The organism is Intrasporangium sp. Soil_C_50 (assembly GCF_057656595.1).
In genome coordinates, this window is the sequence record NZ_JBDGKB010000002.1 from 262,893 (window position 1) to 287,959 (window position 25,067).

At 72.2% G+C, this 25,067-nt stretch carries 22 protein-coding genes; 10 read left to right on the top strand and 12 right to left on the bottom strand.

Annotated elements, in window-relative coordinates; translation table 11 throughout:
• The first annotated feature begins 37 nt into the window (after nucleotides 1-37).
• Entirely contained in the window at nucleotides 38-1,054 is a 1,017-nt protein-coding gene (locus AC3A5R_RS08730; protein ID WP_487620358.1) for an NAD-dependent epimerase/dehydratase family protein, read from the top strand.
• 20 nt (nucleotides 1,055-1,074) lie between these two features.
• Here AC3A5R_RS08730 and AC3A5R_RS08735 read toward each other — a convergent pair whose 3' ends face one another.
• From AC3A5R_RS08735 to AC3A5R_RS08745, 3 genes are read right to left on the bottom strand one after another with little or no spacing between them, the layout of a single operon-like run.
• A complete protein-coding gene (locus tag AC3A5R_RS08735) occupies nucleotides 1,075-1,731 on the bottom strand; it encodes a GerMN domain-containing protein (RefSeq protein ID WP_487620359.1) in 657 nt (218 codons plus the stop codon).
• Nucleotides 1,706-3,094, bottom strand: coding sequence for a HAMP domain-containing sensor histidine kinase (locus AC3A5R_RS08740; protein WP_487620360.1), 1,389 nt, complete (start codon nucleotides 3,092-3,094; stop codon nucleotides 1,706-1,708). Before AC3A5R_RS08740 ends, AC3A5R_RS08735 begins: the two co-directional genes overlap by 26 nt.
• Before the next feature lie 10 nt (nucleotides 3,095-3,104).
• Nucleotides 3,105-3,791 carry a response regulator gene (locus AC3A5R_RS08745; protein ID WP_487620361.1) on the bottom strand — a complete coding sequence of 229 codons (687 nt, stop codon included), beginning with the start codon at nucleotides 3,789-3,791 and terminating at the stop codon, nucleotides 3,105-3,107.
• A gap of 230 nt (nucleotides 3,792-4,021) precedes the next feature.
• On the opposite strand from AC3A5R_RS08745, the gene AC3A5R_RS08750 reads away from it, so the two are divergent.
• From AC3A5R_RS08750 to AC3A5R_RS08775, 6 genes are all read left to right on the top strand, one after another.
• A complete protein-coding gene (locus AC3A5R_RS08750; RefSeq protein ID WP_487620362.1) occupies nucleotides 4,022-5,830 on the top strand; it encodes an ABC transporter substrate-binding protein in 1,809 nt (602 codons plus the stop codon).
• Nucleotides 5,831-5,920: 90 nt separating this feature from the next.
• Nucleotides 5,921-6,952, top strand: coding sequence for an ABC transporter ATP-binding protein (locus AC3A5R_RS08755; RefSeq protein WP_487620363.1), 1,032 nt, complete (start codon nucleotides 5,921-5,923; stop codon nucleotides 6,950-6,952).
• On the top strand, nucleotides 6,949-8,097 hold the full coding sequence (locus AC3A5R_RS08760; protein ID WP_487620364.1) for an ABC transporter ATP-binding protein: 1,149 nt from the start codon (nucleotides 6,949-6,951) through the stop codon (nucleotides 8,095-8,097). The genes AC3A5R_RS08755 and AC3A5R_RS08760 overlap by 4 nt, the downstream gene beginning before the upstream one ends.
• A complete protein-coding gene (locus AC3A5R_RS08765) occupies nucleotides 8,094-9,128 on the top strand; it encodes an ABC transporter permease (protein WP_487620365.1) in 1,035 nt (344 codons plus the stop codon). Before AC3A5R_RS08760 ends, AC3A5R_RS08765 begins: the two co-directional genes overlap by 4 nt.
• Before the next feature lie 9 nt (nucleotides 9,129-9,137).
• On the top strand, nucleotides 9,138-10,097 hold the full coding sequence (locus AC3A5R_RS08770; protein ID WP_487620366.1) for an ABC transporter permease: 960 nt from the start codon (nucleotides 9,138-9,140) through the stop codon (nucleotides 10,095-10,097).
• Nucleotides 10,098-10,258: 161 nt separating this feature from the next.
• Nucleotides 10,259-11,482 (top strand): coiled-coil domain-containing protein, encoded by a 1,224-nt coding sequence (locus AC3A5R_RS08775; RefSeq protein ID WP_487620367.1) that lies wholly within the window; start codon nucleotides 10,259-10,261, stop codon nucleotides 11,480-11,482.
• A gap of 79 nt (nucleotides 11,483-11,561) precedes the next feature.
• Here the strand turns inward: AC3A5R_RS08775 and prcA are convergent, their stop codons facing one another.
• The 5 genes from prcA to AC3A5R_RS08800 all read right to left on the bottom strand — a co-directional run bounded on the left by prcA (nucleotide 11,562) and on the right by AC3A5R_RS08800 (nucleotide 17,595).
• Nucleotides 11,562-12,353 (bottom strand): proteasome subunit alpha, encoded by a 792-nt coding sequence (gene prcA / locus AC3A5R_RS08780; RefSeq protein ID WP_487620368.1) that lies wholly within the window; start codon nucleotides 12,351-12,353, stop codon nucleotides 11,562-11,564.
• Complete coding sequence (gene prcB / locus AC3A5R_RS08785) at nucleotides 12,350-13,183, bottom strand: proteasome subunit beta (protein ID WP_487620369.1); 834 nt, start codon at nucleotides 13,181-13,183, stop codon at nucleotides 12,350-12,352. The genes prcA and prcB overlap by 4 nt, the downstream gene beginning before the upstream one ends.
• Nucleotides 13,180-13,386, bottom strand: coding sequence for a ubiquitin-like protein Pup (locus AC3A5R_RS08790; RefSeq protein ID WP_487620370.1), 207 nt, complete (start codon nucleotides 13,384-13,386; stop codon nucleotides 13,180-13,182). Before AC3A5R_RS08790 ends, prcB begins: the two co-directional genes overlap by 4 nt.
• 72 nt (nucleotides 13,387-13,458) lie before the next feature.
• Entirely contained in the window at nucleotides 13,459-14,979 is a 1,521-nt protein-coding gene (gene dop / locus AC3A5R_RS08795) for a depupylase/deamidase Dop (RefSeq protein ID WP_487620371.1), read from the bottom strand.
• Nucleotides 14,980-15,045: 66 nt separating this feature from the next.
• Complete coding sequence (locus tag AC3A5R_RS08800) at nucleotides 15,046-17,595, bottom strand: lysylphosphatidylglycerol synthase domain-containing protein (protein WP_487620372.1); 2,550 nt, start codon at nucleotides 17,593-17,595, stop codon at nucleotides 15,046-15,048.
• Between the two features lie 185 nt (nucleotides 17,596-17,780).
• On the opposite strand from AC3A5R_RS08800, the gene AC3A5R_RS08805 reads away from it, so the two are divergent.
• Nucleotides 17,781-18,770 (top strand): ribose-phosphate diphosphokinase, encoded by a 990-nt coding sequence (locus AC3A5R_RS08805; RefSeq protein WP_487620373.1) that lies wholly within the window; start codon nucleotides 17,781-17,783, stop codon nucleotides 18,768-18,770.
• Between the two features lie 8 nt (nucleotides 18,771-18,778).
• Nucleotides 18,779-19,165, top strand: coding sequence for a DUF3054 domain-containing protein (locus AC3A5R_RS08810; RefSeq protein WP_487620374.1), 387 nt, complete (start codon nucleotides 18,779-18,781; stop codon nucleotides 19,163-19,165).
• A gap of 72 nt (nucleotides 19,166-19,237) precedes the next feature.
• On the opposite strand, the gene arc is transcribed toward AC3A5R_RS08810, so the two are convergent.
• The 4 genes from arc to AC3A5R_RS08830 all read right to left on the bottom strand — a co-directional run bounded on the left by arc (nucleotide 19,238) and on the right by AC3A5R_RS08830 (nucleotide 24,005).
• Nucleotides 19,238-21,022, bottom strand: a complete 1,785-nt coding sequence (gene arc / locus AC3A5R_RS08815; RefSeq protein ID WP_487620375.1) for a proteasome ATPase — start codon at nucleotides 21,020-21,022, stop codon at nucleotides 19,238-19,240.
• 66 nt (nucleotides 21,023-21,088) lie between these two features.
• Nucleotides 21,089-22,162 (bottom strand): tRNA (adenine-N1)-methyltransferase, encoded by a 1,074-nt coding sequence (locus AC3A5R_RS08820; protein ID WP_487620376.1) that lies wholly within the window; start codon nucleotides 22,160-22,162, stop codon nucleotides 21,089-21,091.
• A gap of 11 nt (nucleotides 22,163-22,173) precedes the next feature.
• Complete coding sequence (locus AC3A5R_RS08825; protein ID WP_487620377.1) at nucleotides 22,174-22,653, bottom strand: single-stranded DNA-binding protein; 480 nt, start codon at nucleotides 22,651-22,653, stop codon at nucleotides 22,174-22,176.
• Between the two features lie 188 nt (nucleotides 22,654-22,841).
• Complete coding sequence (locus AC3A5R_RS08830) at nucleotides 22,842-24,005, bottom strand: site-2 protease family protein (protein ID WP_487620378.1); 1,164 nt, start codon at nucleotides 24,003-24,005, stop codon at nucleotides 22,842-22,844.
• 124 nt (nucleotides 24,006-24,129) lie between these two features.
• Here AC3A5R_RS08830 and AC3A5R_RS08835 point away from each other — a divergent pair, with 124 nt between their 5' ends.
• Nucleotides 24,130-24,969: a RecB family exonuclease gene (locus AC3A5R_RS08835; RefSeq protein ID WP_487620379.1), complete on the top strand. Its 840-nt coding sequence runs from the start codon at nucleotides 24,130-24,132 to the stop codon at nucleotides 24,967-24,969.
• Nucleotides 24,970-25,067 lie beyond the last annotated feature (98 nt).

The following is a 25,067-nucleotide window of genomic DNA, read 5'->3' on the forward strand; positions in this document are numbered from 1 at the left end:
CGGTGCGCCGATGGCGTGCCCGTGGTGTGCTGGCGCCATGACCTCACCCGCGTCCTCGGTCCTCGTCCTCGGCGGCACCTCGTGGCTCGGGGGCCGCGTCGCCGCCCTCGCTCGGGACGCCGGGCACCACGTGACGTGCCTCGCCCGTGGCGCGTCCGGCACGGTCCCGGACGGCGTCACGCTGGTGCGGGGCGACCGGTCGCGCCCCGACGCCTACGCCGACCTGCCCGACCGGCCGTGGGACCTCGTCGTCGACGTCGCCCGCCAGCCCGGGCACGTGCGCGGCGCCGTCGCGGCCCTGTCGGACCGGGCGGACGCGTGGGCATTCGTCAGCTCGTGCTCGGTGTACGCCTCGCACGCCGACCACGCCGCCGACGAGTCGGCCGCGCTCCTGCCGGCGCTCGAGGCCGACGAGGCGACGGTCGAGCAGTACGGCGAGGGAAAGGTCGCGTGCGAGCAGGCCGTGCTCGAGGCCCGGGACGGCGCCGCCCTCGTCGCGCGCTCGGGCCTCATCGTCGGGTCGGGCGACCCGAGCGAACGATTCGGCTACTGGCCCTCGCGCTTCGCCCTGGCCGCCCGCGACGGCGGCCCGGTCCTCGTGCCCGAGCAGACCGCCCGGCCGGTCCAGTGGGTCCACGTCGACGACCTCGCGGCGTGGCTGTTGTCCGCCGGGCTCGCCGGCACCACCGGCGTCCTCAACGCCTCCGGGGCCACGACGCCCCTCGGCTCGGTGCTCGACGCGGCCGCAGACGCGTCGGGGTTCGAGGGTGAGCGGGTGCCCGCCAGCGACGAGGCGCTCGCAGCCGCGTCGGTCGAGGAGTACATGGGGCCCCGCTCGCTGCCCCTGTGGCTGCACGACGTCGACTGGCTCGGCTTCCAGGACCGCGACACCTCGGCGGCCCGCTCGCTCGGCCTCGCCCAGCGCCCGCTCGCCGACACCGTGCGCGACGCGCTCGCGTGGGAGGAGCACCTCGGGCTCGACCGACCGCGCACCCGGGCGGGGCTCGACCGTGCCGACGAGCTCGCCGTCATCGCCGAGCTCCGTTCTCGCTGAGACGGATCCGGGCCAGCCGGTCATCCGGTCGGAGCGAGGTCGGCGTAGTCCGAGCGCGCCACCGGCGTCGACACGAGCGCGCCGTGGGCGTCCGGCACGGGCACGACGCGCGTGCCGCTGACGAGCTGCACGTCGCTGGCCAGCGTGTTGGCGCTCACCGTGAAGACGATCTGGGCGACCGCGAGCTGCTGGTCCCGCAGGGCCAGCCGGTCGAAACCCGTCGGGACGCTGACGCGTGCTGTCCCCTGCATCGTCAGGTCGGCCGTGAGTGAGCGCGTCGACACCGGCACGGCCGTGCGCAGCCCGTTGGCGAGCTCGACCTGGTTGAGCGGTTGGGTCAGCGCGTCCAGCACCGGCCCCATCCCGATCCCCTCCGGCACCGTCCGGGTGACCCGCTGGAGCCGGTCCCCGTGCACGAGGTAGACCTGCATCGTCAGGGGCACGGCGTCGGTGCGTGTGGTGCTGCTGGCCCGGTCGGGCCCCGGGGGGTCGGGCAGCTGCAGCGGGACCGGCTCGGCCTCCGGTGTCAGCGTGCACGCCGCAGGCAGGAGGACGGCCGCCAGGCCGAGCATGGCCGCGGCGAGGCGCCGGCCCGGTCCGGATCGGCCGGACCGACCGGACCGACCGGACCGACCGGACCTGCCGACGTGCTCAGCGAAGCGGGAGGTCGACGACAAGTCGGGCACCTCCCTCCGGCGACTCCTCGGCGTGCACGGCGCCGCCGTGGGCGGCCACGTGGCGCTGGACGATGGCCAGGCCCAGGCCCACGCCCTGGCCCGGGTCCCCCCCGGCCCGGGCGAACCGGTCGAACACCCTGGTGCGCTGGGCCGAGTGGATGCCCGGGCCCGCGTCGTCGACAGTGATGTGCGCCGCGTCACCGACGCGTTCCACCCGCACCTGCCGGCAGCCGCCGCCATGCGTCTCGGCGTTGCCGACGAGGTTGGCGACGACCCGCTCGAGGCGCCGCTTGTCGACGGCGCCCATGAGGTCGGCGCCGTCGGCGACGCTTGTCACGGCGCGTCCGGCGGCGGCGTCAGCGGCGCGACGCGTCAGCTCACCGACGTCGGCACGCTCGAGGACGAGCCCCTCCCCCGCGTCGTGGCGCGAGATCTCGAGCAGGTCGACGACGAGGGTGCGGAACCGGTCGAGGTCGTCGGCGAGCAGGTCGACCGGCTCACGAACCGACTCCGGGAGCAGGGCCCGTCGGTTGCTGATGACCTCCATCGAGTTGAGCATCGTCGTCAGCGGCGTGCGCAGCTCGTGGCTGACGTCGACGGCGAAGCGGGAGTCGGCCCGCACCCGGTGCTCGAGCTCGTTGACGGTGCGGTTGAACGACGCGGCGAGCGGGTCGAGGTCGGGGTCGCCCCGTGGGACGAGGCGTGCGTCGAGACGCCCGCCGGCCACCTCGCCCGCGACCCGCGTCAGCTCGGTCAGGGGCCGCAGCGCGACGCCGCTCGCCCACCGCCCGAGGGCAGCCCCGACGAAGGTCGTCGCCACGGCCACGGACGCGAGGACCCACCCCATCGTCGTCAGCGTCTGGTCGAGCTCGACGAGCGAGAACACCTCGAACACCGCCTCGCCCTGACGGCCCAAGGGCATCCCGACGACGAGGTAGAGGCCACCGTCGACGCCGACCCGCTGCGTGGCGCCCTGGCCGTGCGAGACCGTCGCAAGCAGCGAGTCGGGGATCGCCCCCGGGGCCAGCTCCGACTTCGTGCCGTACCACTGGCCGCCGACGAACGCCACGGACGCCGCTGCGTCGTTCGAGGGCAGCCCGCTGACGACCGACCCCGGTGAGGCGCCCGGCCGGGCCAGGCCGACACCCAGGGACGCACGGTCGAGCGCCGTCTCGGTTACGGCCACCTGCTCGCGCTGGGCGAGCAGGTAGCGCGACACGACGACCCAGGACACGACCGAGAGCAGCGCCGAGATGGCGAGCGCCAGCAGGCCGAAGGAGACCTCGAGGCGGGCCCGGAGGGAGAGCGCACGCCATGGCCTCGCCCGACGCCGTGGGCGCGAGACGCTCTGCGCCGCAGGCACGTCCGCCGCCTCAGCCCGCGAGCCGGTAGCCGAGGCCGCGAGCCGTGACGACGTGCCTCGGGTTGGCCGGGTCGCGCTCGACCTTCGTGCGCAGGCGCCGGATGTGTACGTCGACGATGCGGCTGTCGCCGAAGTAGTCGTAGCCCCAGACCCGGTCGAGCAGCTGCTCCCGGCTGCAGATGCGGCCCTCGGCCGTGGCCAGCTCGACGAGGAGACGGAACTCGGTGCGGGTCAGGCCGACCGGGGCACCGGCGAGCGTCACGACACCCTCCTCGACGCCGATGACGAGGTCACCGGACACGATCTGGCGCGGCGCGCGCCCTCCGAGCATCGGCTCGGTGCGTCGCAGCAGGGCGCGGATGCGGGCCGCGAGTTCCTTGGCGACGAGCGGCTTGGTGACGTAGTCGTCGGCGCCTGACTCGAGGCCGGCGACGACGTCGTGGCTGTCGGTGCGCGCCGTGACCATGATGACCGGCACCTCACTGCCCCGGCGCACCTCGCGGCACACCGAGAAGCCGTCGCGGTCGGGCAGCATGAGGTCGAGCAGGACGACGTCAGGCTCGCCCTCGGCAAGCCGCTCGAGGCACTGCGCGCCATCGGCCGCCTCCAGCACCGTGAAGCCCTCGTCCTCGAGGGCCAGCCGCAGGACGCGTCTGACTCGGGCGTCGTCCTCGACGAGAAGCACCCGTCGCCCCATGGCGTCAATATACGTCGGCGCCGATCGAGGGACCGGAAGACGAGTGGGTCCGTGACGGCTGCGTGACCACCGGAGCCCCTTGTGTGACGGTCACTTTGCGATCTCGTGACATCGCCACGGACGCGGTCGGCGCAGGACCTCCACCTGCCTAGCGTGGCGACGACGGCCACCCGACCACCGGTGGCCGCACCGGCCGGCGGTCGGTGACCCCGACACCAAGGGAGATCGAGATGCCACACAGGACGTGGACGGTGGGAGCCCTGGCGGCCGTGACCGCCGGCGCTCTCACGCTCGCCGCCTGCACCTCCAGCGGCGGAACCGGCGGCACGACCACCGGGGGCGGCGGCTCGTCGGCGACGCCGGTCAAGGGCGGGACGCTCAACATGCTCGGCAGCGGCGACGTCGACTACATGGACCCGAACGTCAGCTACTACTCCCTCGGCTACCTCGCGCTGCGGCTGTGGAGCCGGCAGCTGTTCACCTACCCGGCCCTCGAGGGGCAGACGACCAAGCCGGTCCCCGACCTGGCCGAGTCGATGCCGACGCAAGGCAGCGGGATCAGCAACGACGGCAAGGTCTACACGATCAAGATCCGCTCCGGCGCCAAGTGGAACACCTCCCCGCCCCGCCAGGTGACGGCGGCCGACATGGTGCGCGGGGTCAAGCGCACGTGCAACCCGGTGCAGCCGTTCGGCGGCCTGCCCGACTACGAGAACCTCATCGCCGGCTTCAAGGCGTTCTGCGACGGGTTCGCCAACGCCGGCAAGACGCCGGCGGCCCTGGCGGCCTACATGGACAAGACGCCGTTGCCCGGTGTCGTCGCAAAGGATGACCAGACCGTCGTCTTCACGCTGAACAGCCCGGCCAGCTACTTCGTCGACATGCTGACGCTGTCGGCGTTCTCGCCGGCGCCCAAGGAGTTCGAGTCCTACCTGCCGGGCAGCGCCGAGCTGGGCCAGCACACGCTGTCGGACGGGCCGTACCAGATCGACTCGTACACGCCGACGAAGAGCATCAACTTCAGTCGGAACCCTGCGTGGGACGGCGCCACCGACCCGGTCCGCAAGGCCTACGTCGACAAGGTCGTCATCAACGAGACGGTGACCCAGGACTCGACCCAGCAGCAGCTGCAGACGGGGACGCCCAGCGCCGACATGGAGTTCGACAACTTCCCGCCGCCCTCTCAGCTGCCCGCGCTCATCGCCAAGAAGGACCCGAACCTGACGATCGGCCCGTCGGCGTCGTCGAACCCCTACATCGTCTTCAACACGTCCTCGCCCAACAACAACAAGGCCCTGCAGAACGTCAAGGTCCGCCAGGCCATCGAGTACGCGCTCAACCGGACCAACCTCATCCAGGTGCTCGGCGGGCCGAACCTCAACGAGGCTCTGAGCCACGTGCTCCCCTCGGTCATCGTCGGCGGTGAGCAGAACTTCGACCTCTACCCGTACGACGCGGCCAAGGCCAAGCAGATGCTGTCCGACGCCGGGTTCCCCAACGGTCTGACGATCAAGATGCTCTACCGCAACTCCTCGCAGGGCAGCAGCAAGGTGTTCCAGACGGCGCAGCAGGACCTGTCCAAGGCCGGCATCACCGTTCAGGGCGTGCCCTCGCCGAACGCCGACTTCTACACCAAGTACCTGCAGGTGCCCTCGGTCGCCAAGCGCGGCGTCTGGGACCTCGCGGTCGCCGGGTGGGGCGCCGACTGGTACGGCAACGCGGCCCTGTCCTTCTTCAACCCGCTGTTCTCCGGGGAGCCCTCCTTCCCGCCCGTCGGCAGCAACTTCGGGCTCTACGACAACCCCGGCACGAACGCCCTCATCCAGCAGGCCGCCGAGGCCCCGACGCAGGAGGGCGCGGCCACCCTGTGGGCCAAGGCCGACCGCAAGGTGATGGAGGACGCGCCGTTCTTCCCCATCACCAACCCGAAGCAGGCCAACTACCACGCGAGCCAGGTCATGAACCCGGTCTACGTGCCGTCGATGCAGAACTACGACCCGACGAACGTGTGGCTGACCGCCGACAAGCAGGGTGGGTGACGGTCCCCGGCCCCGAGCGTCACACTTCCCAACCGCCGTCCCCGTGGGCCCCTCCAGGGCCCACGGGGAACCCTCCGGAAAGGCGATCCGATGGCCCTGCTCGAGGTGCGCGACCTGTCTGTCTCCTTCGACACGCCCGACGGGGTGGTGCAGGCCGTGCGCGGCCTGTCCTTCCACGTGGAGCGCGGCACGACGCTGGCCATCGTCGGCGAGTCGGGCTCGGGCAAGAGCGTCGCGACGCAGACGATCACCGGGCTGACGCGTGGGGCGCGGGTGTCCGGGTCGGCGACGTTCGACGGTGTCGAGCTGCTCGGGGCACCGGCGAAGACGCTCCAGCGAATCCGCGGCGCCCGTATCGGGATGATCTTCCAGGACCCGCTCTCGAGCCTGCACCCGTACTACACGGTGGGCTGGCAGATCGTCGAGATGATCAAGGCGCACCGGCCCGACACGGCGACCGCCACGGCCCGGGCCCGGGCGGCCGAGCTGCTCGCCCTGGTCGGGATCCCGAACGCGGCCGGGCGGCTCGACGACTACCCGCACCAGTTCTCCGGCGGCATGCGCCAGCGCGCCATGATCGCCATGGCGATGGCCCTCGACCCGGCCCTGCTCGTCGCCGACGAGCCGACGACGGCGCTCGACGTGACGGTGCAGGCCCAGGTGCTCGGGGTGATGCGCAGGCTGCAGGAGGAGTTCGGCACCGCGATCGTCCTCATCACCCACGACCTCGGTGTCGTGGCGCAGATGTCCGACGACGTCGTCGTCATGTACGCCGGCCGTGCCATGGAGCGCGCCCCGCGGCGGACCATCTTCTACCTCGGTCACCACCCGTACACGCGTGGTCTGCTCGCATCGCTGCCGGCCCAGGGTGGTACGCGGGCACGCCTGACGCCGATCGGCGGCACGCCGCCCTCGCTCATCGACCCACCGACGCGGTGCCCCTTCGCGCCGCGCTGCCCCCACGCGTTCGACCGGTGCTGGCGCGAGCTCCCGGTGCTCGAGCCGGTCGCCAACGACCCCGAGCACACGTCGGCGTGCTTCCTGCCCAAGGACAGCGACTCCCTTGGCCTGGCGGGCGCACCTGACCACCGCTCCCCCGACCGGCAGGAGGAGCCGGCATGACCGCGAACCCCGAAGCCCCGCCGACCACGACGCCGCGGCGTTCCCCGGGCGCGCCGCTGCTCACCGTCGACCACGTGTCCAAGATCTTCCCCGTCCACTCCGGCGGGTGGCGACGCGGCGGTGCGGCAGTGCACGCCGTCGACGACGTGTCGCTGGAGATCCGCGCCGGTGAGACGCTCGGCCTGGTCGGCGAGACGGGCTGCGGCAAGTCGACCCTCGCCCGGTGCATCGCCCGGCTCTACGAGGTCACCGAGGGCACCGTCACCTACGACGGGCGCGACGTCACCCACCTGCAACGGCGCGACCTGCGGGCCGTGCGCCGCGAGGTGCAGATGATCTTCCAGGACCCCTACGGCTCGCTCAACCCGCGCCGGCGCGTCGGGTCGATCATCGGCGACCCCTTCGTCATCCACGGGATGGGCTCGGGCCGGGACATCAAGAAGCGTGTCCAGGAGCTGATGGAGCGCGTCGGGCTCAACCCCGAGCACTACAACCGGTTCCCGGCCGAGTTCTCCGGCGGCCAGCGCCAGCGCATCGGGGTGGCCCGGGCGCTCGCCCTGCAGCCGCGCCTCGTCATCTGCGACGAGCCGGTCTCGGCCCTTGACGTCTCTATCCAGGCCCAGGTCATCAACCTGCTCATCGACCTGCAGGACGACTTCGGCCTGACGTACCTGTTCATCTCCCACGACCTGTCCGTGGTCCGGCACGTCAGCGACCGCATCGCCGTCATGTACCTCGGCAAGGTCGTCGAGATCTCCGCGACGGAGGACCTCTTCTCGACGGCCCGACACCCGTACACCAAGGCGCTGCTGTCGGCCCTGCCCATCCCCGACCCGGACGTCGCCGACAGCCGCAGCCAGACCATCCTCGTCGGCGACCTGCCCTCCCCCACCGATCCCCCGCCCGGCTGCCACTTCCACACCCGCTGCCCGCGAGCCCAGGCCGACTGCTCCGCGTCGGTGCCCCCGCTCGAGGCGGTGCTCGGCGACCCGCCGGAGCACCGGACCGCGTGCTTCCACCCGCTGGCCGCCGGCGAGGAGCTCGTGAGTGACGCGTCCGCCCTTCCCGACCCGACGGCCCACCCCGGCGCCGTGGGCGCGGGTGGACCCGATGCCGCAACGACCACAGGAGGTGAGGAGCGGTGAGTGGCATCCTGCCCACGCCGGCGTCCAGCGAAGGCATCGCGCCCGAACCCCCCGTCCCCGGAGAGGAGCGGGAAAGCACCGAGAAGGCCATCGAGGGACGCAGCCCGTGGCTGCTCGCGTGGCAGCGCCTGCGCCGCGACCGCGTCGCCATGATCTCGCTGGTCGTCATCGTGCTCATCATCCTCATGGCCGTGTTCGCGCCGCTCGCCACCGCCATCACCGGCCACCCGGTCAACGAGCAGTACCGGCAGACCGGACTGACCCCGGACGGCCTGCCGACCCCACCCTCGAGCGAGTTCTGGCTCGGCACCGACGACCTCGGCCGCGACATCTTCGTCCGGATCGCCTACGGGGCGCGGATCTCCCTCCTCGTCGGCGTCGTCGCGACCGCCCTGACCGTCGTCATCGGCGTCATCATCGGGCTCGCTGCCGGCTTCCTCGGCGGCATCGTCGACACCGTCCTCGCCCGACTCATCGACGTGGTGCTCTCGATCCCCTTCATCCTCGTGGCCGTCGCCCTCGTGTCGATCACCGGTCCGAGCCTGCTCGTGACCGTGCTCGTCATCGGCTTCTTCAGCTGGGCGTCCGTCGCCCGCATCGTCAGGGGCCAGGTCCTCTCCCTGAGGGAGCGCGAGTTCGTCGAGGCCGCTCGCTCGCTCGGCGCCTCCGACACCCGGATCATGTTCGTCGACATCATGCCCAACATCCTCGCGCCGGTCATCGTCTACGCCTCGCTCCTCATCCCCGTCGTCATCGTCGTCGAGGCCACGCTGAGCTTCCTCGGACTCGGCCTGCCGCCCCCCACCGCCGACTGGGGCGGCATGATCAGCGACTCGCAGAACTACTACACGGTGGCCTGGTGGTTCGTCGTCTTCCCCGGCCTGGCACTGCTCGTCACGACGCTCGCCTTCAACCTGTTCGGCGACGGCATCCGCGACGCCTTCGACCCCAGGGCCGACCGGATCACCGCCGAGGTGCAGGCCAGCACCATCGAGATCGAGGCCGGCACCGTCGAGAAGGCCGCAGAGTAGGAGGCTGACATGTCCCGGTTCCTCGTCCGCCGCATCGCCCTCGGCGTGCTCGTCATGTGGCTCATCACCGTCGCGGTCTTCGCGCTGTTCTTCGTCGCGCCCAACAACGTCGCGCGCACCCTCGCCGGACGCCAGGCGACGCCGGAGACCGTGGCCCTCATCTCGCACCGGCTGGGGCTCGACCAGCCGGTGTGGAAGCAGTACCTCGACTTCCTCGGCAAGGCCGTGCGCGGCGACCTCGGCTACGACTACTACCACCAGGTGCCAGTCACCGAGATCATCGGCGCGGCGCTGCCCATCACCCTGTCCGTCGTCATCGGCGGCGCCATCATCTGGATCGTGCTCGGGGTGACCAACGGCGTCCTGTCGGCGATCCGGCCCCGATCGGTCCTCGACCGGTCGCTGACCGCCTTCAGCCTCTTCTTCTACTCGATGCCGACCTTCCTGCTCGGCCTGCTCTTCCTCTACTTCTTCTACTTCCGGCTCACCCTCGCCGGGATCGACTTCTTCCCGGCCGGCGGCTACGCACCCCTGACCGACGGCTTCTGGCCGTGGGTCCAGCACCTGATCCTGCCCTGGTTCACGCTCGCCCTCGTGTCCGCGGCGACGTACACGAGGCTCACCCGAGCCTCGATGCTGGACGTCCTCGGCGAGGACTACGTGCGCACCGCCCGCTCCAAGGGCATCGGCGAACGAAGGGTCATCCTCCGGCACGGGCTGCGGGCCGCCCTGACGCCGGTCGTGACGCAGTTCGGCATCGACGTCGGCGCCCTGCTCGGCGGCGTCGTCGTCACCGAGACCGTGTTCTCGCTGCCCGGGCTCGGCAAGACCGCGATCGACGCGATCAACCAGCAGGACCTGCCCGTCATCATCGGGATCGTCCTGTTCGCCTCGCTCGCCGTCGTCGTCGCCAACATCGTCGTCGACATGGTCTACGCCGTGCTCGACCCGCGCGTGCGGCTGCACTGACCGCCTGTCCGACCCGCCAACCGTGAGGAGTGTCTCGGTCGCGAGACGATTCACCGTGCCGTCTCAATGGGCGTCCGTCGGTGTGATACCAACCGGGGTGGGCCTGACACAATGACGGCTGTCCCCTCACGCCCCCCTCCACCTCCCTGCATTGGACGGAAATGATCGACAGACCCAACTTCAAGTTCGCCCGCCGCGGTTACGAGCCGGAGGAGGTCGACTCGTTCATCGAGCAGCAGAACCGGACCCTCCAGGCGGCGAAGAAGGACGCCGCGGAGCGCAGCGTCGAGCTGACCAAGCTCAACGCCGCCCTGACCGACCTGCGCGGCCAGCTCGGTCAGCAGTCGCGGGTCATGGCCGACCTCAAGAAGAACAGCTCGCCGACGCCGGCGCAGACCTTCGCCGACCTCGGTGAGCGGATCGCCCAGATCCTGACGCTCGCCGACCAGGAGGCGTCCGACATCCGTGACAAGGCGCAGGCCGAGGCCGAGGAGATCCGCGAGCGGGCCAACAAGTCCGCCAACGAGCTCAAGACGACGACGACCTCCTACGCCGACCAGGCCCGGGCCCGCGCCGACGAGGAGGCCGTGCGCATCATCGCCCAGGCCAACCGTGAGGCGCAGGCGGTGCTCGCCGAGGCCCAGAGCGTCGCGGCGGCCCAGCGCCAGGAGGCTGCAGCCGAGTACGAGAACCACCGTCTCAAGGCCTCCCAGGCCTCGGCCGAGCTCGAGGTCAAGCTCGCCGCCCGCCGCGACGCCTCCGAGAAGGAGTTCGACCAGCGGCGCGCGCAGCAGGAGGCGGCCTTCGCCGAGAGCGACTCGCGCCTGCGCCAGCTGAGCGAGCGCGCCGAGCACGACGCGCAGGAGATGCGCACGCGCGCCCAGCGCCTCCTCGAGAACGCCCAGTCGCAGGCCGACCAGATCGTCTCCGAGGCCCGCGATCACGCCTCCCGCCTGCGCGAGGAGTCCGACCGCGAGCTGTCGGCGGCGACGGCCCAGCGCGACAGCATCACGGCCCAGCTGACCAACGTGCGCCAGATGCTCGCGACGCTCGGTGGCGGCGCCCTCATGGACAGCCTCGGCACCCCCGAGAAGCCGGCCAACGCCCAGCCGCCGGTCGAGGCGACGCCGTCGCCGGCCGAGGAGGCCATCGCCGAGGCGCAGCAGCCCGAGCCCGCCGCGGAGGCCGACGAGGCGCCCGACGAGGCCGCCCAGGACGACGCTCCCGTCGCCGAGGCGAGCGACGAGGCCGAGGGCGCCGACGCGTCGGACGAGGACGACCAGGCGCCCCAGGCCGACGCCGAGAAGAGCGCCGAGGGCAAGGCGTCCTACGGCTCGGACCAGGCGTCGTACTACCAGCGCGGGACCGTCGGCACGCGTCGCTGACCATCACGTCCCGGCGAGAGCCGTGAACGACGGAGGCCGCCCACCATCAGGTGGGCGGCCTCCGTCGTTCACCGGCCGGTCAGGAGGGCGTCGGTGTCGTCGGGTCGTCGCCCGACGCGTCGGGCGCCACGGTCCCGGCCGGCGCCTCAGGTGTCTCGGACGCCTCGGGTACCGGCGAGGCGCCGTCGAGCAGACGCGTCAGGACGGGCCCGACGACGCGTCGGAAGGAGCGGCGCGGCCGGGCGCGATCCAGCACCGCGACCTCGAGCTGGGAGGCGTCGAGGGTGCGCCGGTCGCCGTTCTCGCCCTGGCCGAGCACGTCGACGGCGAGGCGCAGCACCTCGCCGAGGCCGAGACCGGGCCGCCAGCGCGTGCCGATCCGCTCCTCGGCGGCGTCGCTGGCACCGCCCATGACGACGAACCCGCGCTCGTCGGCGACGGAGCCGTCGTAGGTGAGCCGGAAGATCTGGTCGTCGTCGGCGGCGGTGCCGACCTCTGCCACGACGATCTCGATCTCGAACGGCTTGGACTCCTGGGTGAAGACCGAACCGAGGGTCTGGGCGTACGTGTTGGCCAGGGCCCGAGCCGTGACGTCGGCCCGGTCGTAGGAGTAGCCGCGCAGGTCGGCGTAGCGGATGCCGGCCACCCGCAGGCTCTCGAACTCGTTGTAGCGCCCGACGGCAGCGAAGGCGATGCGGTCGTAGATCTCCGAGACCTTGTGGAGGGCCCGCGACGGGTTCTCCGCGACGAAGGCGATGCCCTCGTCGTAGCCGAGCACGACGACCGATCGGCCGCGCGCGATCCCCTTGCGCGCGAAGTCGGCCCGGTCCTTCATGACCTGCTCGGGCGGCACGTAGAACGGCATGCTCATCGCGCACCTCCGGGGTTGTCGCGGCGGGCGGCGACGACGCGCTGGACGTGCCCCTCGAGGACCTGCTGGCCCACGAACCGCGCTCCGGCGTGGTCGATGACCGTGACCGTCGGCCAGATCTGGCGCCCGAGGTCGGGTCCGCCGGTGGCGGAGTCGTCGTCGGCGGCGTCGTAGAGGGCCTCGATGGCGATGGCCACGGCCGCGTCCTCGCCCATGCCGGGGCGCCAGAGCTTCTTGAGCGCGCCCCGGGCGAAGACGGACCCGGAGCCGGTCGAGTGGTGCCCGCCCTCGGCGTAGCACCCGCCCGTGACGTCGTAGGAGAAGATGCGCCCGATGCCGGACTCGAGGTCGTAGCCGGCGTACACCGGCACGACGGTGAGGCCCTGCATGGCGAGGCCGAGGTTGCCGCGGATCATCGAGGCGAGGCGGTTGGCCTTGCCCTCGAGCGACATGATCGTGCCCTCGATCTTCTCGTAGTGCTCGAGCTCGACCTGGTAGAGGCGCACGAGCTCGACGGCGATTCCGGCCGTGCCGGCGATGCCGACGACGCTGTACTCGTCGGCGACGAAGACCTTCTCCATGTCGCGGTTGGCGATGAGGTTGCCCATCGTCGCGCGGCGGTCGCCGGCCATGACGACGCCGCCCTCGAAGAGGAGGGCGACGATCGTCGTGCCGTGCGGGGCCTCGATGCTCGTGCCGGCGGGCAGCGGGCGACCGGCGGGCAGCAGCTCGGGCCTGAACGCCGACACGAAGTCGGTGAAGGACGACGAGCCCGCGGCGAGGTAGGCGTCGTCCAGGCGCCTCGGACCGCCCGGCGCGGGAGGGGTCACTGGCCGCCCTTCTGGACGAAGCCGCGGACGAACTCCTCGGCGTTCGACTCGAGGACGCCGTCGATCTCGTCGAGGACGTTGTCGATGTCGTCGTCGAGGCCCTCCTTGACCGCGGCGCCCGCGGGGGCGGCAGGCGGGGCCTCGGGCGCCTCGGGCGGGTCGTCCTCGCGACGCTGCGGCTTGGCGTGTTCCTGACCCGGCATGGCGACCTCCTGGATGTTGGTGAGCCCGGCAGGCAGGTGGGCTCATCGCTCACCACGACCCTAACGTGTGGGCTACTCGGGCGTCGCGAGCCCACGCAGCAGGGCCGTGACGTCCTCGCTCTCCTCGAGCAGCCCGCCCACCTGGGCGCGCGTGCCGCGCTCGGGGTCGAGGATCGGCACCCGCTGCAGGCTCGCATGCCCGGGCACGTCGAACACGACGGAGTCCCAGCTGGCCGAGAACACGTGGGGGGTGAACCGGCGAACGCACTCGCCGCGAAACCACGCCCGGGTGTCCTCGGGCGGCGTCGTGCGGGCGGTGCGCACCTCCTCGGGGGTCACGAGCTCGAGAGTGCTGCCGCGGTCGCGCAGGCGGTGCACGAGGCCCTTCTCGGGGCGGACGTCGGCCCACTGGATGTCGATGGCGGCGAGCCGGTGGTCGTCCCAGGCGAGGCCGTCACGCGAGCGGTACCCCTCGAGCAGGCGCAGCTTGGCGACCCAGTCGACCATCCTCGCGGCCGACCACACGTCGCCGCCGAGACGCGTCAGGACGTCCTCCCACAGCGTCATGACCTCGGTCGTGGCCTCCGGCACCGGGTCGTCGCCCCGGGCGTCGAGCCAGGCCCGTGCGGCCTCGAGGTACATCCACTGGACGTCGAGGGCCGTCATCGTGCGCCCGTCGACGAGCTCGACCGTCTCGGTGAGCCCGGGGTCGTGCGACACGGCCTGCAGGGTCGCCACCGGACGCCGAACCGACCAGTCGGCGGTGAGGTGGCCGTCCTCGATCATCCCGAGGACGAGCGAGGTCGTGCCGACCTTGAGCAGCGTCGAGACGTCGAGATGGGTGGCATCCCCGATGATGACGTGCAGCCGCCGGTAACGGTCGGCGACGGCGTGCGGCTCGTCGCGGGTGTTGATGATCGGACGCTTGAGGGTGGTCTCGAGGCCGACCTCCGTCTCGAAGAAGTCGGCGCGCTGGGAGATCTGGTAGCCCGCTCCCCTGCTGTCGACGCCGAGCCCGACGCGTCCCGCGCCGCAGATCACCTGGCGCGTCACGAAGAACGGGATGAGGTGGCGGACGATGTCGGCGAACGGCGTCCGGCGCGGCATGAGGTAGTTCTCGTGGGTGCCGTAGGACTGGCCCTTGCCGTCGGCGTTGTTCTTGTAGAGGTTGACCGGCGCCTGACCGGGGCGCGAGGCGAGCAGGCGCACCGACTCCAGGGCCACGGCGTCGCCGGCGCGGTCCCACGTCACGGCGTCGCGCGGCAGGGTCACCTCGGGCGAGCTGTACTCGGGGTGCGCGTGGTCGACGTAGTAGCGGGCGCCGTTGGTCAGCACGACGTTGGCGAGGGTCGGGTCCTCGATGTCGGTCAGCTGGCTCGGGTCGGCGGTCTGCCGGTCGAGCTGCCAGCCGCGGGCGTCGCGCAGCGGGTCCTCGAAGGCGTAGTCCCAGCTCGACTGGTTGGAGCGGATGCCCTGGGCCGCGGCGTACACGCTGACGACCTGGCCGGACAGGAACATCGGGTTGGCGAGCGGGTCGCCGGGCACCGAGATGCCGTACTCGGTCTCCAGGCCCATGATCCGACGCACCGTCATGGCCCGACCCTAACCGTCCGGTTCGGGGCGACGACGCGGGCCTCCCACGCGCCGGACGCCGCGGCGCTAGAGGGCGCCGACCTTCTGGAGGCGGTTGAGCGAGAACCAGCCGAACGGGATCGGCAGCCAGTACGTCGCGAGGCGGTAGAGGATGACCGCCGGCACCGCGACTGCGCTGTCGACGCCGATCGCGGTGAGCCCGAAGGACATCGCGGCCTCGATGCCCCCGAGGCCACCGGGCGTCGGGACCGCCGAGCCCACGATGGCGCCGGCGAAGTAGACGACCGCGACCGAGGCCACGCTCGGCTCGACCCCGAAGGCACGGGTTGCGAACACGAGCGCCGCGACGAACGACATGTCGAGCAGCAGCGCGCCGCCGAGCAGCCGCACCAGCCGCCGCGGGTGCTGGAAGGTCTCGAGCACCTGCGGCATCGCCGAGCGCACCTGTGGCAGGACGCGTTCGGTGATCAGGGTCCTGATCCTCGGGACGGCGAGCAGCCCGAGGGCGGCGATGACGACGGCGAGGATGACGGCGACGAGCACCGGTGACGGGCTGAACGACACCGACGGACCGGTGCCCGCGAGCACGCCGGAGAGGACGAGCAGCACGAAGTACGAGCAGAACTGGGCCACCTGGGCCACGCCGACGCTCGCGCCGGCGAGGGTGGGGGTCAGCCCGGAGGTCTGCAGGTAGCGGGTGTTGAGCGCGATGTTGCCGACCGCCGCCGGGGCGACGAGACCGCTGAAGGCGACCGCGAGCTGGGTCATGTAGGTGCGCACGAACCGCAGGTGGATCGGCGCTGCACCGGCCAACGCGATCGAGGCCCCGGCGAACGTCAGCGCGGCCGCGGCGACGAGGGCGACCATCCAGCGCCAGTCGGCCTGCCGGAAGATCGTCGCGAGGTCGAACTCGGTCAGCTGGGTGAGGATGACGTAGGCCGCGATGCCGCCACCGATGACCGTGATGACCGCCCGCGCCGACACGCGTCGGAGCTGGACGGGCTCGACGTGCTCGATGGACGGGCGCAGCTCGACGAGCCGGCCGCGCAGGTCCTTGAGCACGCCCCGGTGCTCGCGCAGCGCCTCCCGCGTGTCGGGGGTCATGGCGACGCTCTGCAGCAGCGGCACGGCGCGCAGGACGGCGTCCTCGCCGAGGGTGTCGATGGCGGCCCGGGCCGCACGCTCGGGGCCGACGGCGAGGGCGACGGTCGTCAGCAGCTGGGCGAGGTCGATGCGCAGGCTGATGTCGTCGGCGGCGACGTCGCCACTGCCGAGCCGGGCGAGGGCGACGCGGTCACCGTCGACGAGGACGTTCTGCGGGCTCAGCGCCCGGTGCGCGACGCGTCGGCGGTGCAGCGTCTCGGAGAGCCGGAACACCGCGGCCAGCTGGGCGTCGGTGAGCGCGTCGCCGATCTCGGCCAGCGGCGTGCCCTCGGGCTCGACGTAGGCGATGACGGCGGAGAAGGCCCCGACCTCCGCGACCGACACCGGCCGTGGCGCCGCGATGCCGAGGTCCTCCAGGACGAGGCCCATGAGGGTGCGGTGCTCGAGCTCTGAGCGCAGGGTCAGCGCCGGGGCCCGCGTGAAGCCGCTGCGAAGACGCAGGACGCGCAGGAAGCGGCGACCGGAGGCCAGGCCGAAGGTGTCACGGTCGACGACGTGCACGTCGAGCGTGCGTGAGTCGGTGGTGGCGGCGTAGCGGCGGTCGCCGGCGTCGTTGGCGTCGACGAGCTCGAGCCGGCGCACCGGCAGCCCGGTGGCGACGAGGACGTCGGCGACCTCGCGGCCCGGCGCGCGGGTCGTCGTGACGCCGAACGCGAGGCGGAAGACCAGGCCGACGAGCCAGCCGATGAGCAGCGACGCCGCGAGGGCCGCGAGCGTCATCGCCCCGGACAGCAGCGTCGTGACGAGGGTCGCGATGACGACGGTGACCGCGATGGGCCAGAGCCACTTGCGCCCCGAGATGTCGGCGACGGTGAGCAAGGACACCGTCGTGACGATGACGATGTCGAGCGGGCCGGTGTGCCCCGTGCTCGTCGGGCGGGTCAGGACCTCGGTGAGGAAGCCACCGTTCCCGGTCTGCACGAGCACGGCCAGGACGATGACGAGGATGCCGGACACGACCGCGGCACCGAGCGCCTGGATCAGCTGGAGGCCGCGGCGGCGCACGACGAGGTCGATGCCCACGCCGATCGGAAGGAGCAGGACGCCGATGCCGCTCAGCCACGCCAGCAGGGTGAGCAGCACGCGCGGCAGGCCGCTCGTGGCCTCGGTGAGATCCTGTTCGACGGCGCCGCGCGTGCCGGAGGCGATGTCGGCGAGGACGAGGCCGAGCACGAGCAGCAGCACCGCGATGACGAGGCGGACGACGTCGGCCGGCCGCCGCACCCGCACGGGGATCGGGGGCTCGAGCACCTCGACGTCGGCGGGCGGCACGGGGGTCGGCGCGTCCACGTCGAGCAGCTGCTCGTCCGTCGGCTCGGACGGCTCGGACGGCTCGGACGCGTCGGCATCGCTCGTCGTCGGGGACGTCACGACGGCGCGCGCGGGGTGCTGCTCGCCCTCCGGCGGGGACGGCTCCCCTGCCGTCCGCTGCTCCTCGGATTGGCTCGACACCTGCTCATGGTGCCTCACGCGGCAGGGTGCTCGGTGCCACCACACCGCCCGGCGAGCCCCCGGTAGTCCGAGGAGGGCCGCCTCAGGATCCCGGAAGCGTCCAGAAAGGCGTCCTGACCCGCGCGCCTCCCCGTCGCGTCGGCTAGTCTGCGAGGGCACGCGGACCTCGAGAGGGATGGCTCGAAGTGAACGATGTGGTCGTGTTCAGCGGCTCGGCTCACCCGGCGCTCGCCGACCGGATCTGTACCCACCTCGGGGTGACCCGCTCCCCCGTGGACATCAAGAGGTTCAGCAACGACTGCCTCCAGGCCCAGCTGCTCGCGAACTGCCGCCAGCGCGACGTCTACATCGTGCAGCCACTCGTGCCGCCCACCCAGGAGCACCTCATGGAGCTGCTCCTCATGATCGACGCCGCGCGCGGCGCATCGGCGGCCCAGATCACGGCGGTCATGCCGCACTACGCCTACGCGCGCTCGGACAAGAAGGACGCGTCCCGCATCTCGCTGGGGGGCCGCCTCGTCGCCGACATGATCACGACGGCCGGGGCGCACCGCGTCCTGACGATGGCGCTGCACGCACCGCAGGTGCACGGCTTCTTCTCGACGCCGGTCGACCATCTCACCGCGATCGGCGTGCTCGCCGACCACTTCCGCGCGACCGACCTCACCGGTTCCATCGTCGTGAGCCCCGACCTCGGCAACGCCAAGGTCGCCACCCAGTTCTCACGGCTGCTCGGGCTCCCGGTCGCCGCCGGGTCCAAGCAGCGGGTGGCCGACGACCGCGTCGTCATCGACTCCATCGTGGGCGACGTCTCGGGCAAGCGGGCCATCATCCTCGACGACGAGATCGCCACCGGTGGCTCGATGCTCGAGCTGATGGACCGGCTCAAGGACGCCGGCGCCACCGAGGCGGCCATCGTCTGCACGCACGGCCTCTTCGCCGGCAAGGCCGTCGAGCGGCTCCGCGACCACCCGTTCGTCACGGAGGTCGTCACCACCGACACCGTGCCACCACCCGACGGCTGGCCCGAGCTCACGGTGCGTTCGGTGTCGGCGCTCTTCGCCGAGGCGATCAGCCGCATCCACCACGGCCGCTCGATCAGCTCCCTGTTCGAGGGCGTCGACCCGACGCACGCCCCGCCGCAGGCCAAGCTGCCGTTCGACACGCCCGCATGAGCCGGCCCGTGTCCGCTGTGCTTCGCCGTCCGGTCGTGGCCGCCCTGATCGACGTCGTCCTCGTCGTCGTGTTCGCGGCGGTCGGGCGCGCCAGCCACGCCGAGTCCAACCCCGTCGTGGGCGCGCTCGCGACTGCGTGGCCGTTCCTCGTCGGCACCCTCGTCGGTTGGGTCGTCGTCCGGGTGCTGCGGGGTCGGTGGCCCGTCGAGGTCGGCCCCGGCGTCACCGTGTGGTTCTCCACCGTGCTGTTCGGGATGCTGCTGCGCCACCTCACCGGTGCCGGCACGGCTGTCAGCTTCGTCGTCGTCGCCTCGGTCGTGCTGGCCGTCTTCCTCCTCGGCTGGCGGGGGCTCGCCGCGTTGCTGGCTCGACGCCGCGCCACCTCCCCCGCCTGACCGGCCCCCGCCCACGGGTGAGGGCCGCGACCCAGATGGGTCACGGCCCTCACGCGTGAGTTCGCCTGCGGCTCAGAGGTACTGGCCGGTGTTGGCCGTCGAGATCGAGCGGCCCGGCTCGGTGCCGTCCTTGCCCTTGAGCAGGGTGCGGATGTAGACGATGCGCTCGCCCTTCTTGCCGCTGATCCGCGCCCAGTCATCGGGGTTGGTCGTGTTGGGCAGGTCCTCGTTCTCCTTGAACTCGTCGACGCAGCTGGTCAGGACGTGCTCGACGCGGATGCCCTTCTGCCCCGTCGTGAGGAACTCCTTGATCGCGAGCTTCTTGGCCCGGTCGACGATGTTCTGGATCATCGCCCCGGAGTTGAAGTCCTTGAAGTAGAGGATCTCCTTGTCGCCGCCCTGGTAGGTGACCTCGAGGAAGCGGTTCTCCTCCATCTCGGAGTACATCCGCTCGACGGCGGCGGTGATCATCGCCTCGATCGTCGCGTCGCGGTCGCCGCCGTGGACGGCGAGGTCGTGCTCGTGCAGAGGCAGCCCCGGCGTCAGGTACTTGCTGAAGATGTCGCGGGCGCTCTCGGCGTCGGGACGCTCGATCTTGATCTTCGCGTCGAGGCGGCCGGGTCGCAGGATCGCCGGGTCGATCATGTCCTCGCGGTTGGAGGCGCCGATGACGATGACGTTCTCGAGCCGCTCGACGCCGTCGATCTCGGCGAGCAGCTGCGGCACGATCGTCGTCTCGACATCGCTGCTGACGCCGGACCCCCGGGTGCGGAACAGCGAGTCCATCTCGTCGAAGAAGACGACGACGGGCGTGCCGTCGGACGCCTTCTCGCGGGCGCGCTGGAAGATGAGCCGGATGTGCCGCTCGGTCTCGCCGACGTACTTGTTGAGCAGCTCGGGGCCCTTGATGTTGAGGAAGTAGCTCTTCTTGTCGGCATCCTCGGTGCCCTCGCCGGCGTCGGCGGCCCGCTTGGCCACCTGGCGGGCGAGCGAGGCAGCGACGGCCTTGGCGATGAGGGTCTTGCCGCAGCCGGGAGGCCCGTAGAGCAGGACGCCCTTCGGCGGCTTGAGCGCGTGCTCCTGGAACAGGTCGGGGTGCAGGAACGGCAGCTCGACGGCGTCGCGGATCTGCTCGATCTGGCTGCCGAGACCGCCGATGTCCTCGTACGCGACGTCGGGGACCTCCTCGAGGACGAGCTCCTCGACCTCGAGCTTCGGCACGACCTCGTGGACGAAGTTCGCCCGGGAGTCGAGCGTCAGCGAGTCGCCGACACGGATGCGTTCGTGGGTGAGCGGCTCGGCAAGTCGGCAGACCCGCTCCTCGTCGCCGTGGGTGACGACGACGACCCGGCCGTCGTCGAGCTTCTCCTTGACGGTGACGACCTCGCCGACGCGCTCGTAGCCGTGCGCGGACACGACGTTGAGGGCCTCGTTGAGCATGACCTCCCGACCGACGCCGAGCGTGGCCGCGTCGACGGACGGGCTGACGGCGACGCGCATCTTGCGGCCCCCGGTGAGGATGTCGACGGAGCCGTCGGCGGGCTCGTCGACGACGATCCCGTACGTGCTCGGCGGCTGGGCGAGCCGGTCGACCTCCTTCTTCAGGGTGACGATCTGCTCGCGAGCGTCCTTGAGGGTCCGCACGAGGCGCTCGTTCTGCGCCGACAGCGTCGACAGGCTCGTCTGGACGTGCGTCAGGCGCGCCTCGAGCTCGCGCGTGCGCTGCGGCGACGTGCGCGCGGCATCGCGCAGGGCACGGACCTCGGCGCGCAGCGCGTCGAGCTCACGCTGCCCCGACTGCGGGGTACCGGCACCACTCATGGCGTCGGGGTCTGGGTTGAAGACGTCGTCGGACATCTCGGCCTCCTCATCCGTCACTCGCACCACGTGCGACGCCTCGACCCTAACCCGGGCGCGGCGGATCTAGTCGGACGTTTCAGCCAGTGACCGCCGCGCGCGGCGGATCGACTTGTCGCTCTTGACCCGCTCACCCAGGGCCTCGGAGGTCCACGCGTCGTCCGGCACGTCGGTGGAGGCCAGCGACCCGGGCGTCACCGCCGACGCATCGGCGCCGGTACCCGCAGGTGCGGTGCCCGAGCCGTCGCCCTCGCCGTAGGCACCCTTGGCCGGGCGTCGCCTGCGCTCGGGGGCGACGACACCGGGTGCGAGACGGCGGGTCGTGATCAGGAAGCCCGTGTGGCCGTGCATCCGGTGCTGCGGGCGCACGGCCAGACCCTCGAGGTGCCAGCCGCGGACCAACGACTCCCAGGCGGACGGCTCGGTGAACCCGCCGTGGGCCCGGATGCCCTCGGCGACCCGGCTCAGCTGGGTGGCCGTCGCGACGTAGCAGATGAGCACCCCACCGGGCACGAGCGCGTCGCCCACCGCCTCGAGGCACTCCCACGGCGCGAGCATGTCGAGGACGACACGGTCGACGGTGCCGGCGGGGGCGGCGTCCGGGAGCGACTCGACGAGGTCGCCGACGGTGATGGTCCAGGCCGGGTGGTCACCGCCGAAGAAGGCCCGGCCGTTGCCGCGGGCGATGTCGGCGAAGTCGGCCCGTCGTTCGAAGGACAGCAGCCGGCCCTGCTCGCCGATGGCACGCAGCAGCGACATCGACAGCGCCCCGCTGCCGACGCCGGCCTCGACGACCGTCGCGCCGGGGAAGATGTCGGCCATCTGGACGATCTGGCCGGAGTCCTTGGGATAGACGACGGCGGCGCCGCGCGGCATCGACATGACCCAGTCGGACAGCAGCGGGCGCAGCACCAGGTACTCGACCCCGGCCGTGTTGACGGCGACCGAGCCGTCAGGGGCGCCGATGAGGTCGTCGTGGCGCAGGAACCCACGGTGCGTGTGGAACTCGCGGCCCGGCTCGAGCGTGATCGTGTGCAGCCGGCCCTTCGGGTCGGTCAGCTGGACACGCTCGCCCACCTCGAAGACGCCGCGGCGGCTGTGCGCGGATCCGGACGGGGCAGACGGGGCGGCGTCGGTCATGGGAGCACAGTCTAGGTGCCGGAGCGACGCCCTCCGGACACCCGCCGGACGCGCGCGGCCTCCACCTCGTAGCGGCTCGCGCGGCCGCCGGCCACGCCGAAGAACCGTCGGCGCAGGGCGCCCTCGACCTCCACGACGTCGCCCGCCTCGAGGCGCCCGGCGGTGCGGCGCGGGGCAGCCGCCCAGCAGACGACGTCGAGCGTGTCGACGGTGGCCCGGGTGCCCCGAGGCTCGCCCGCCGCCCCCGTCGAGGCTGCCGCTGCGCCCCGGACGGGTGGCCGGGCCACGACGACGCGGAAGGTGACGATGACGTCACCGCTCGGCAGGGTCCGCTCCTCCGCCGTCGCACCGACGCGTCCACGCAGGCGCACCTCGTTGCACGGCTCGTGGGCGGGGTCCGGTCCGCTCCCCGCGGTGGCCTCCCGGCCCCCGGTGGACCGGGTGGACCGGGCGGTGCGGGTGCGGGGTGAGGTCGTCGTGTCGGCGGACATGCGTGCTCCTCGGCTCGTCCAGTGGGTCGTCGTGGGTCGGATGGGTCGGGGCGACGACCGTGTCGACGGCCGACGCCCGGCACCCAGCGTCGGCTCGCCGGGACGCGTGCGCGAGGGGCGCTCCGCGGCCTGTGGACGACCGGAGCGCGCGGGTCGGGGGTGTGGACGAGCCGAAGGTGGCGACGGCCTCAGCGGCGCCCGCGTCGGGCCAGCTCGGCGCCGACGACCGTGTTGATCCGCTCGGCGCTCGCCAGCCCGCGCACCTCGCGCGAGGCCTCGTCGACGACGACGGCGAAGGAGAGGTCACGCGAGCTCATGACGCGGATGAGGTCGGTGAGCACCGCGTCGGCCGCCAGGGCCACCACCCATGAGGCCGGCTGCGCGAGGACGACCGAGGACACCGGTGTGCGGTCGCGGCCGTCGGCGGGCACCCTGGAGGCGCTCTCGGCATCGAGCAGCCCGAGCGGCCAGCCGGCCGGGTCGGCGGCGACGACATAGGGCGCGCTCGCGCCCGCCGCTGGGACGGCGAGCCCGCGGTCGACCTCTCCCAGGCTCGTCTCGCCCGGGACGAGCACGACAGGGTCGAGCACCTCGGTGGCCGGGCCGGCCGTGGCGTCGTGGATCTGTCCCGAACGGATGGCGGCCGACGCCCCGCGCCAGAGGAAGAAGCCGATCATCGCGGTCCACACGAGGGCGATGGGCGTCGGGGTGCGCCCCTGCAGCAGCGGCAGGCCGACGAACCACAGGACGCTGCCGATGGCGACGACACGCCCGAGCCAGCCGGCGGCGGTGAGGCCGGTGCCCTTGCGGCCGGTGGCCCGCCACACGAGCGAGCTGACGATCTGGCCGCCGTCGAGCGGCAGGCCGGGCAGCAGGTTGTAGAGCCCGACGAAGAGGTTGGTGTAGGTGACCGCCTCGAGGACGCCGCCGACGACCGCTCCGCTCGCGTACGGCTGCACGAGCCACGACAGTGCCGCGAGGGCGAGGTTCGACAGCGGGCCGGCCACCGCGACGAGCGCGGTGGTGACCGGCGTGCTCGAGGTCGCGTCATAGACGGTGTGACCGCCCCAGACGTCGGCGACGATGCGGTCGACGCGGTGGCCGCGCCACAGGGCCACGAGCGCGTGCGCCGCCTCGTGGACGAGCACCGACACGAGCAGCATCAGGGCGAACGCGACGGCGATGACGACCGACTGCCCGAGGGACCCGCCGGCGCTGCCCTGCGCGGGCACGACGATGAGCAGGACGAGCAGGACGATGAGCGGCCAGGACCGGCCGAGGTACACGGGAGTGCCGGCGATGACCCCGATCCGCAACCCGGGTCCTGCGTCCGGGCGCGCGGTGCTGCTCATGCCTCGACCCTATGCCCCGCCCGGCTGCCGCCGGCAGTGCGGGGCCTGTGCGAGGGCTGTGCCTGTGGGTGGGTGCTGTGGGTGGCGCGGCGCCGGTGTCGGCACGGCCCAGTACGGTCGGTGCATGGCCGCAGCACTGTCCCCGAGCCGGGCATCCGACTTCATGACCTGCCCGATGCTCTACCGCTTCCGGGTCATCGACAAGCTGCCCTCACCGCCGACGCCGGCCACGGCCCGCGGCACCCTCGTTCACGCCGTCCTCGAGCGGCTCTTCGACCTCCCGGCCGCCGAGCGCACCCTCGAGGCGGCCGTCTCGATCGTCCCCCGCGAGTGGGAGCGCCTGACGAGCGAGGAGCCCGAGCTTCTCGACCTGCTCGCCGACCGCGACGGGCGCACCGACGAGTGGTTCGCCGACGCACACGCCCTCATCGGCACGTGGTTCGGCCTCGAGGACCCCACGCGCCTCGAGCCGGCCGAGCGCGAGCTCTACGTCGAGACCGAGATCGACGGCCTGACGCTGCGCGGCTACGTCGACCGGCTCGACGTCGCCCCGAACGGTGCGATGCGCGTCGTCGACTACAAGACCGGCCGCTCGCCGTCCGAGTACTTCGAGGCCAAAGCCCTGTTCCAGATGAAGTTCTACGCTCTCGTGCTGTGGCGCCTGCGCGGCGAGATCCCCCGCCGACTCCAGCTCGTCTACCTCGGCAACAGCGAGATCGTCGCCTACGAGCCGGACGAGCAGGACCTCCTCGGCGTCGAGCGCAAGGTCAAGGCCCTGTGGACCGCCATCGAGCACGCCGCGAACACCGGCGACTGGCGTCCCAGCCCCAGCCGCCTGTGCGACTGGTGCGAGCACCGTGCCCTGTGTCCCGCCTGGGGCGGCACTCCCCCGCCGCTGCCCGACGACGCCGCTCAGCGGGCCGTCGACCCGGCCGCTTCGGGCCTCGTCGACATCGACGCCTGATGCCTCCGCCGGGGCTAATCTGGCCCTGCCAGTGCTCACGCGGACGTGGCCAGGCCCAGCAGGCGTTCAGGAAGTCCCCAGACACCGCCCAGCCCGTC

Bases quoted from the DNA above. Each gene is read 5' to 3' on its own strand.
- AC3A5R_RS08730 (WP_487620358.1), top strand. From the start codon at position 38: ATGACCTCACCCGCGTCCTCGGTCCTCGTCCTCGGCGGCACCTCGTGG.
- AC3A5R_RS08745 (WP_487620361.1), bottom strand. From the start codon at position 3,791: ATGGGGCGACGGGTGCTTCTCGTCGAGGACGACGCCCGAGTCAGACGC.
- AC3A5R_RS08750 (WP_487620362.1), top strand. From the start codon at position 4,022: ATGCCACACAGGACGTGGACGGTGGGAGCCCTGGCGGCCGTGACCGCC.
- AC3A5R_RS08755 (WP_487620363.1), top strand. From the start codon at position 5,921: ATGGCCCTGCTCGAGGTGCGCGACCTGTCTGTCTCCTTCGACACGCCC.
- AC3A5R_RS08760 (WP_487620364.1), top strand. From the start codon at position 6,949: ATGACCGCGAACCCCGAAGCCCCGCCGACCACGACGCCGCGGCGTTCC.
- AC3A5R_RS08770 (WP_487620366.1), top strand. From the start codon at position 9,138: ATGTCCCGGTTCCTCGTCCGCCGCATCGCCCTCGGCGTGCTCGTCATG.
- AC3A5R_RS08775 (WP_487620367.1), top strand. From the start codon at position 10,259: ATGATCGACAGACCCAACTTCAAGTTCGCCCGCCGCGGTTACGAGCCG.
- prcA (WP_487620368.1), bottom strand. From the start codon at position 12,353: ATGAGCATGCCGTTCTACGTGCCGCCCGAGCAGGTCATGAAGGACCGG.
- AC3A5R_RS08790 (WP_487620370.1), bottom strand. From the start codon at position 13,386: ATGCCGGGTCAGGAACACGCCAAGCCGCAGCGTCGCGAGGACGACCCG.
- dop (WP_487620371.1), bottom strand. From the start codon at position 14,979: ATGACGGTGCGTCGGATCATGGGCCTGGAGACCGAGTACGGCATCTCG.
- arc (WP_487620375.1), bottom strand. From the start codon at position 21,022: ATGTCCGACGACGTCTTCAACCCAGACCCCGACGCCATGAGTGGTGCC.
- AC3A5R_RS08820 (WP_487620376.1), bottom strand. From the start codon at position 22,162: ATGACCGACGCCGCCCCGTCTGCCCCGTCCGGATCCGCGCACAGCCGC.
- AC3A5R_RS08825 (WP_487620377.1), bottom strand. From the start codon at position 22,653: ATGTCCGCCGACACGACGACCTCACCCCGCACCCGCACCGCCCGGTCC.
- AC3A5R_RS08830 (WP_487620378.1), bottom strand. From the start codon at position 24,005: ATGAGCAGCACCGCGCGCCCGGACGCAGGACCCGGGTTGCGGATCGGG.
- AC3A5R_RS08835 (WP_487620379.1), top strand. From the start codon at position 24,130: ATGGCCGCAGCACTGTCCCCGAGCCGGGCATCCGACTTCATGACCTGC.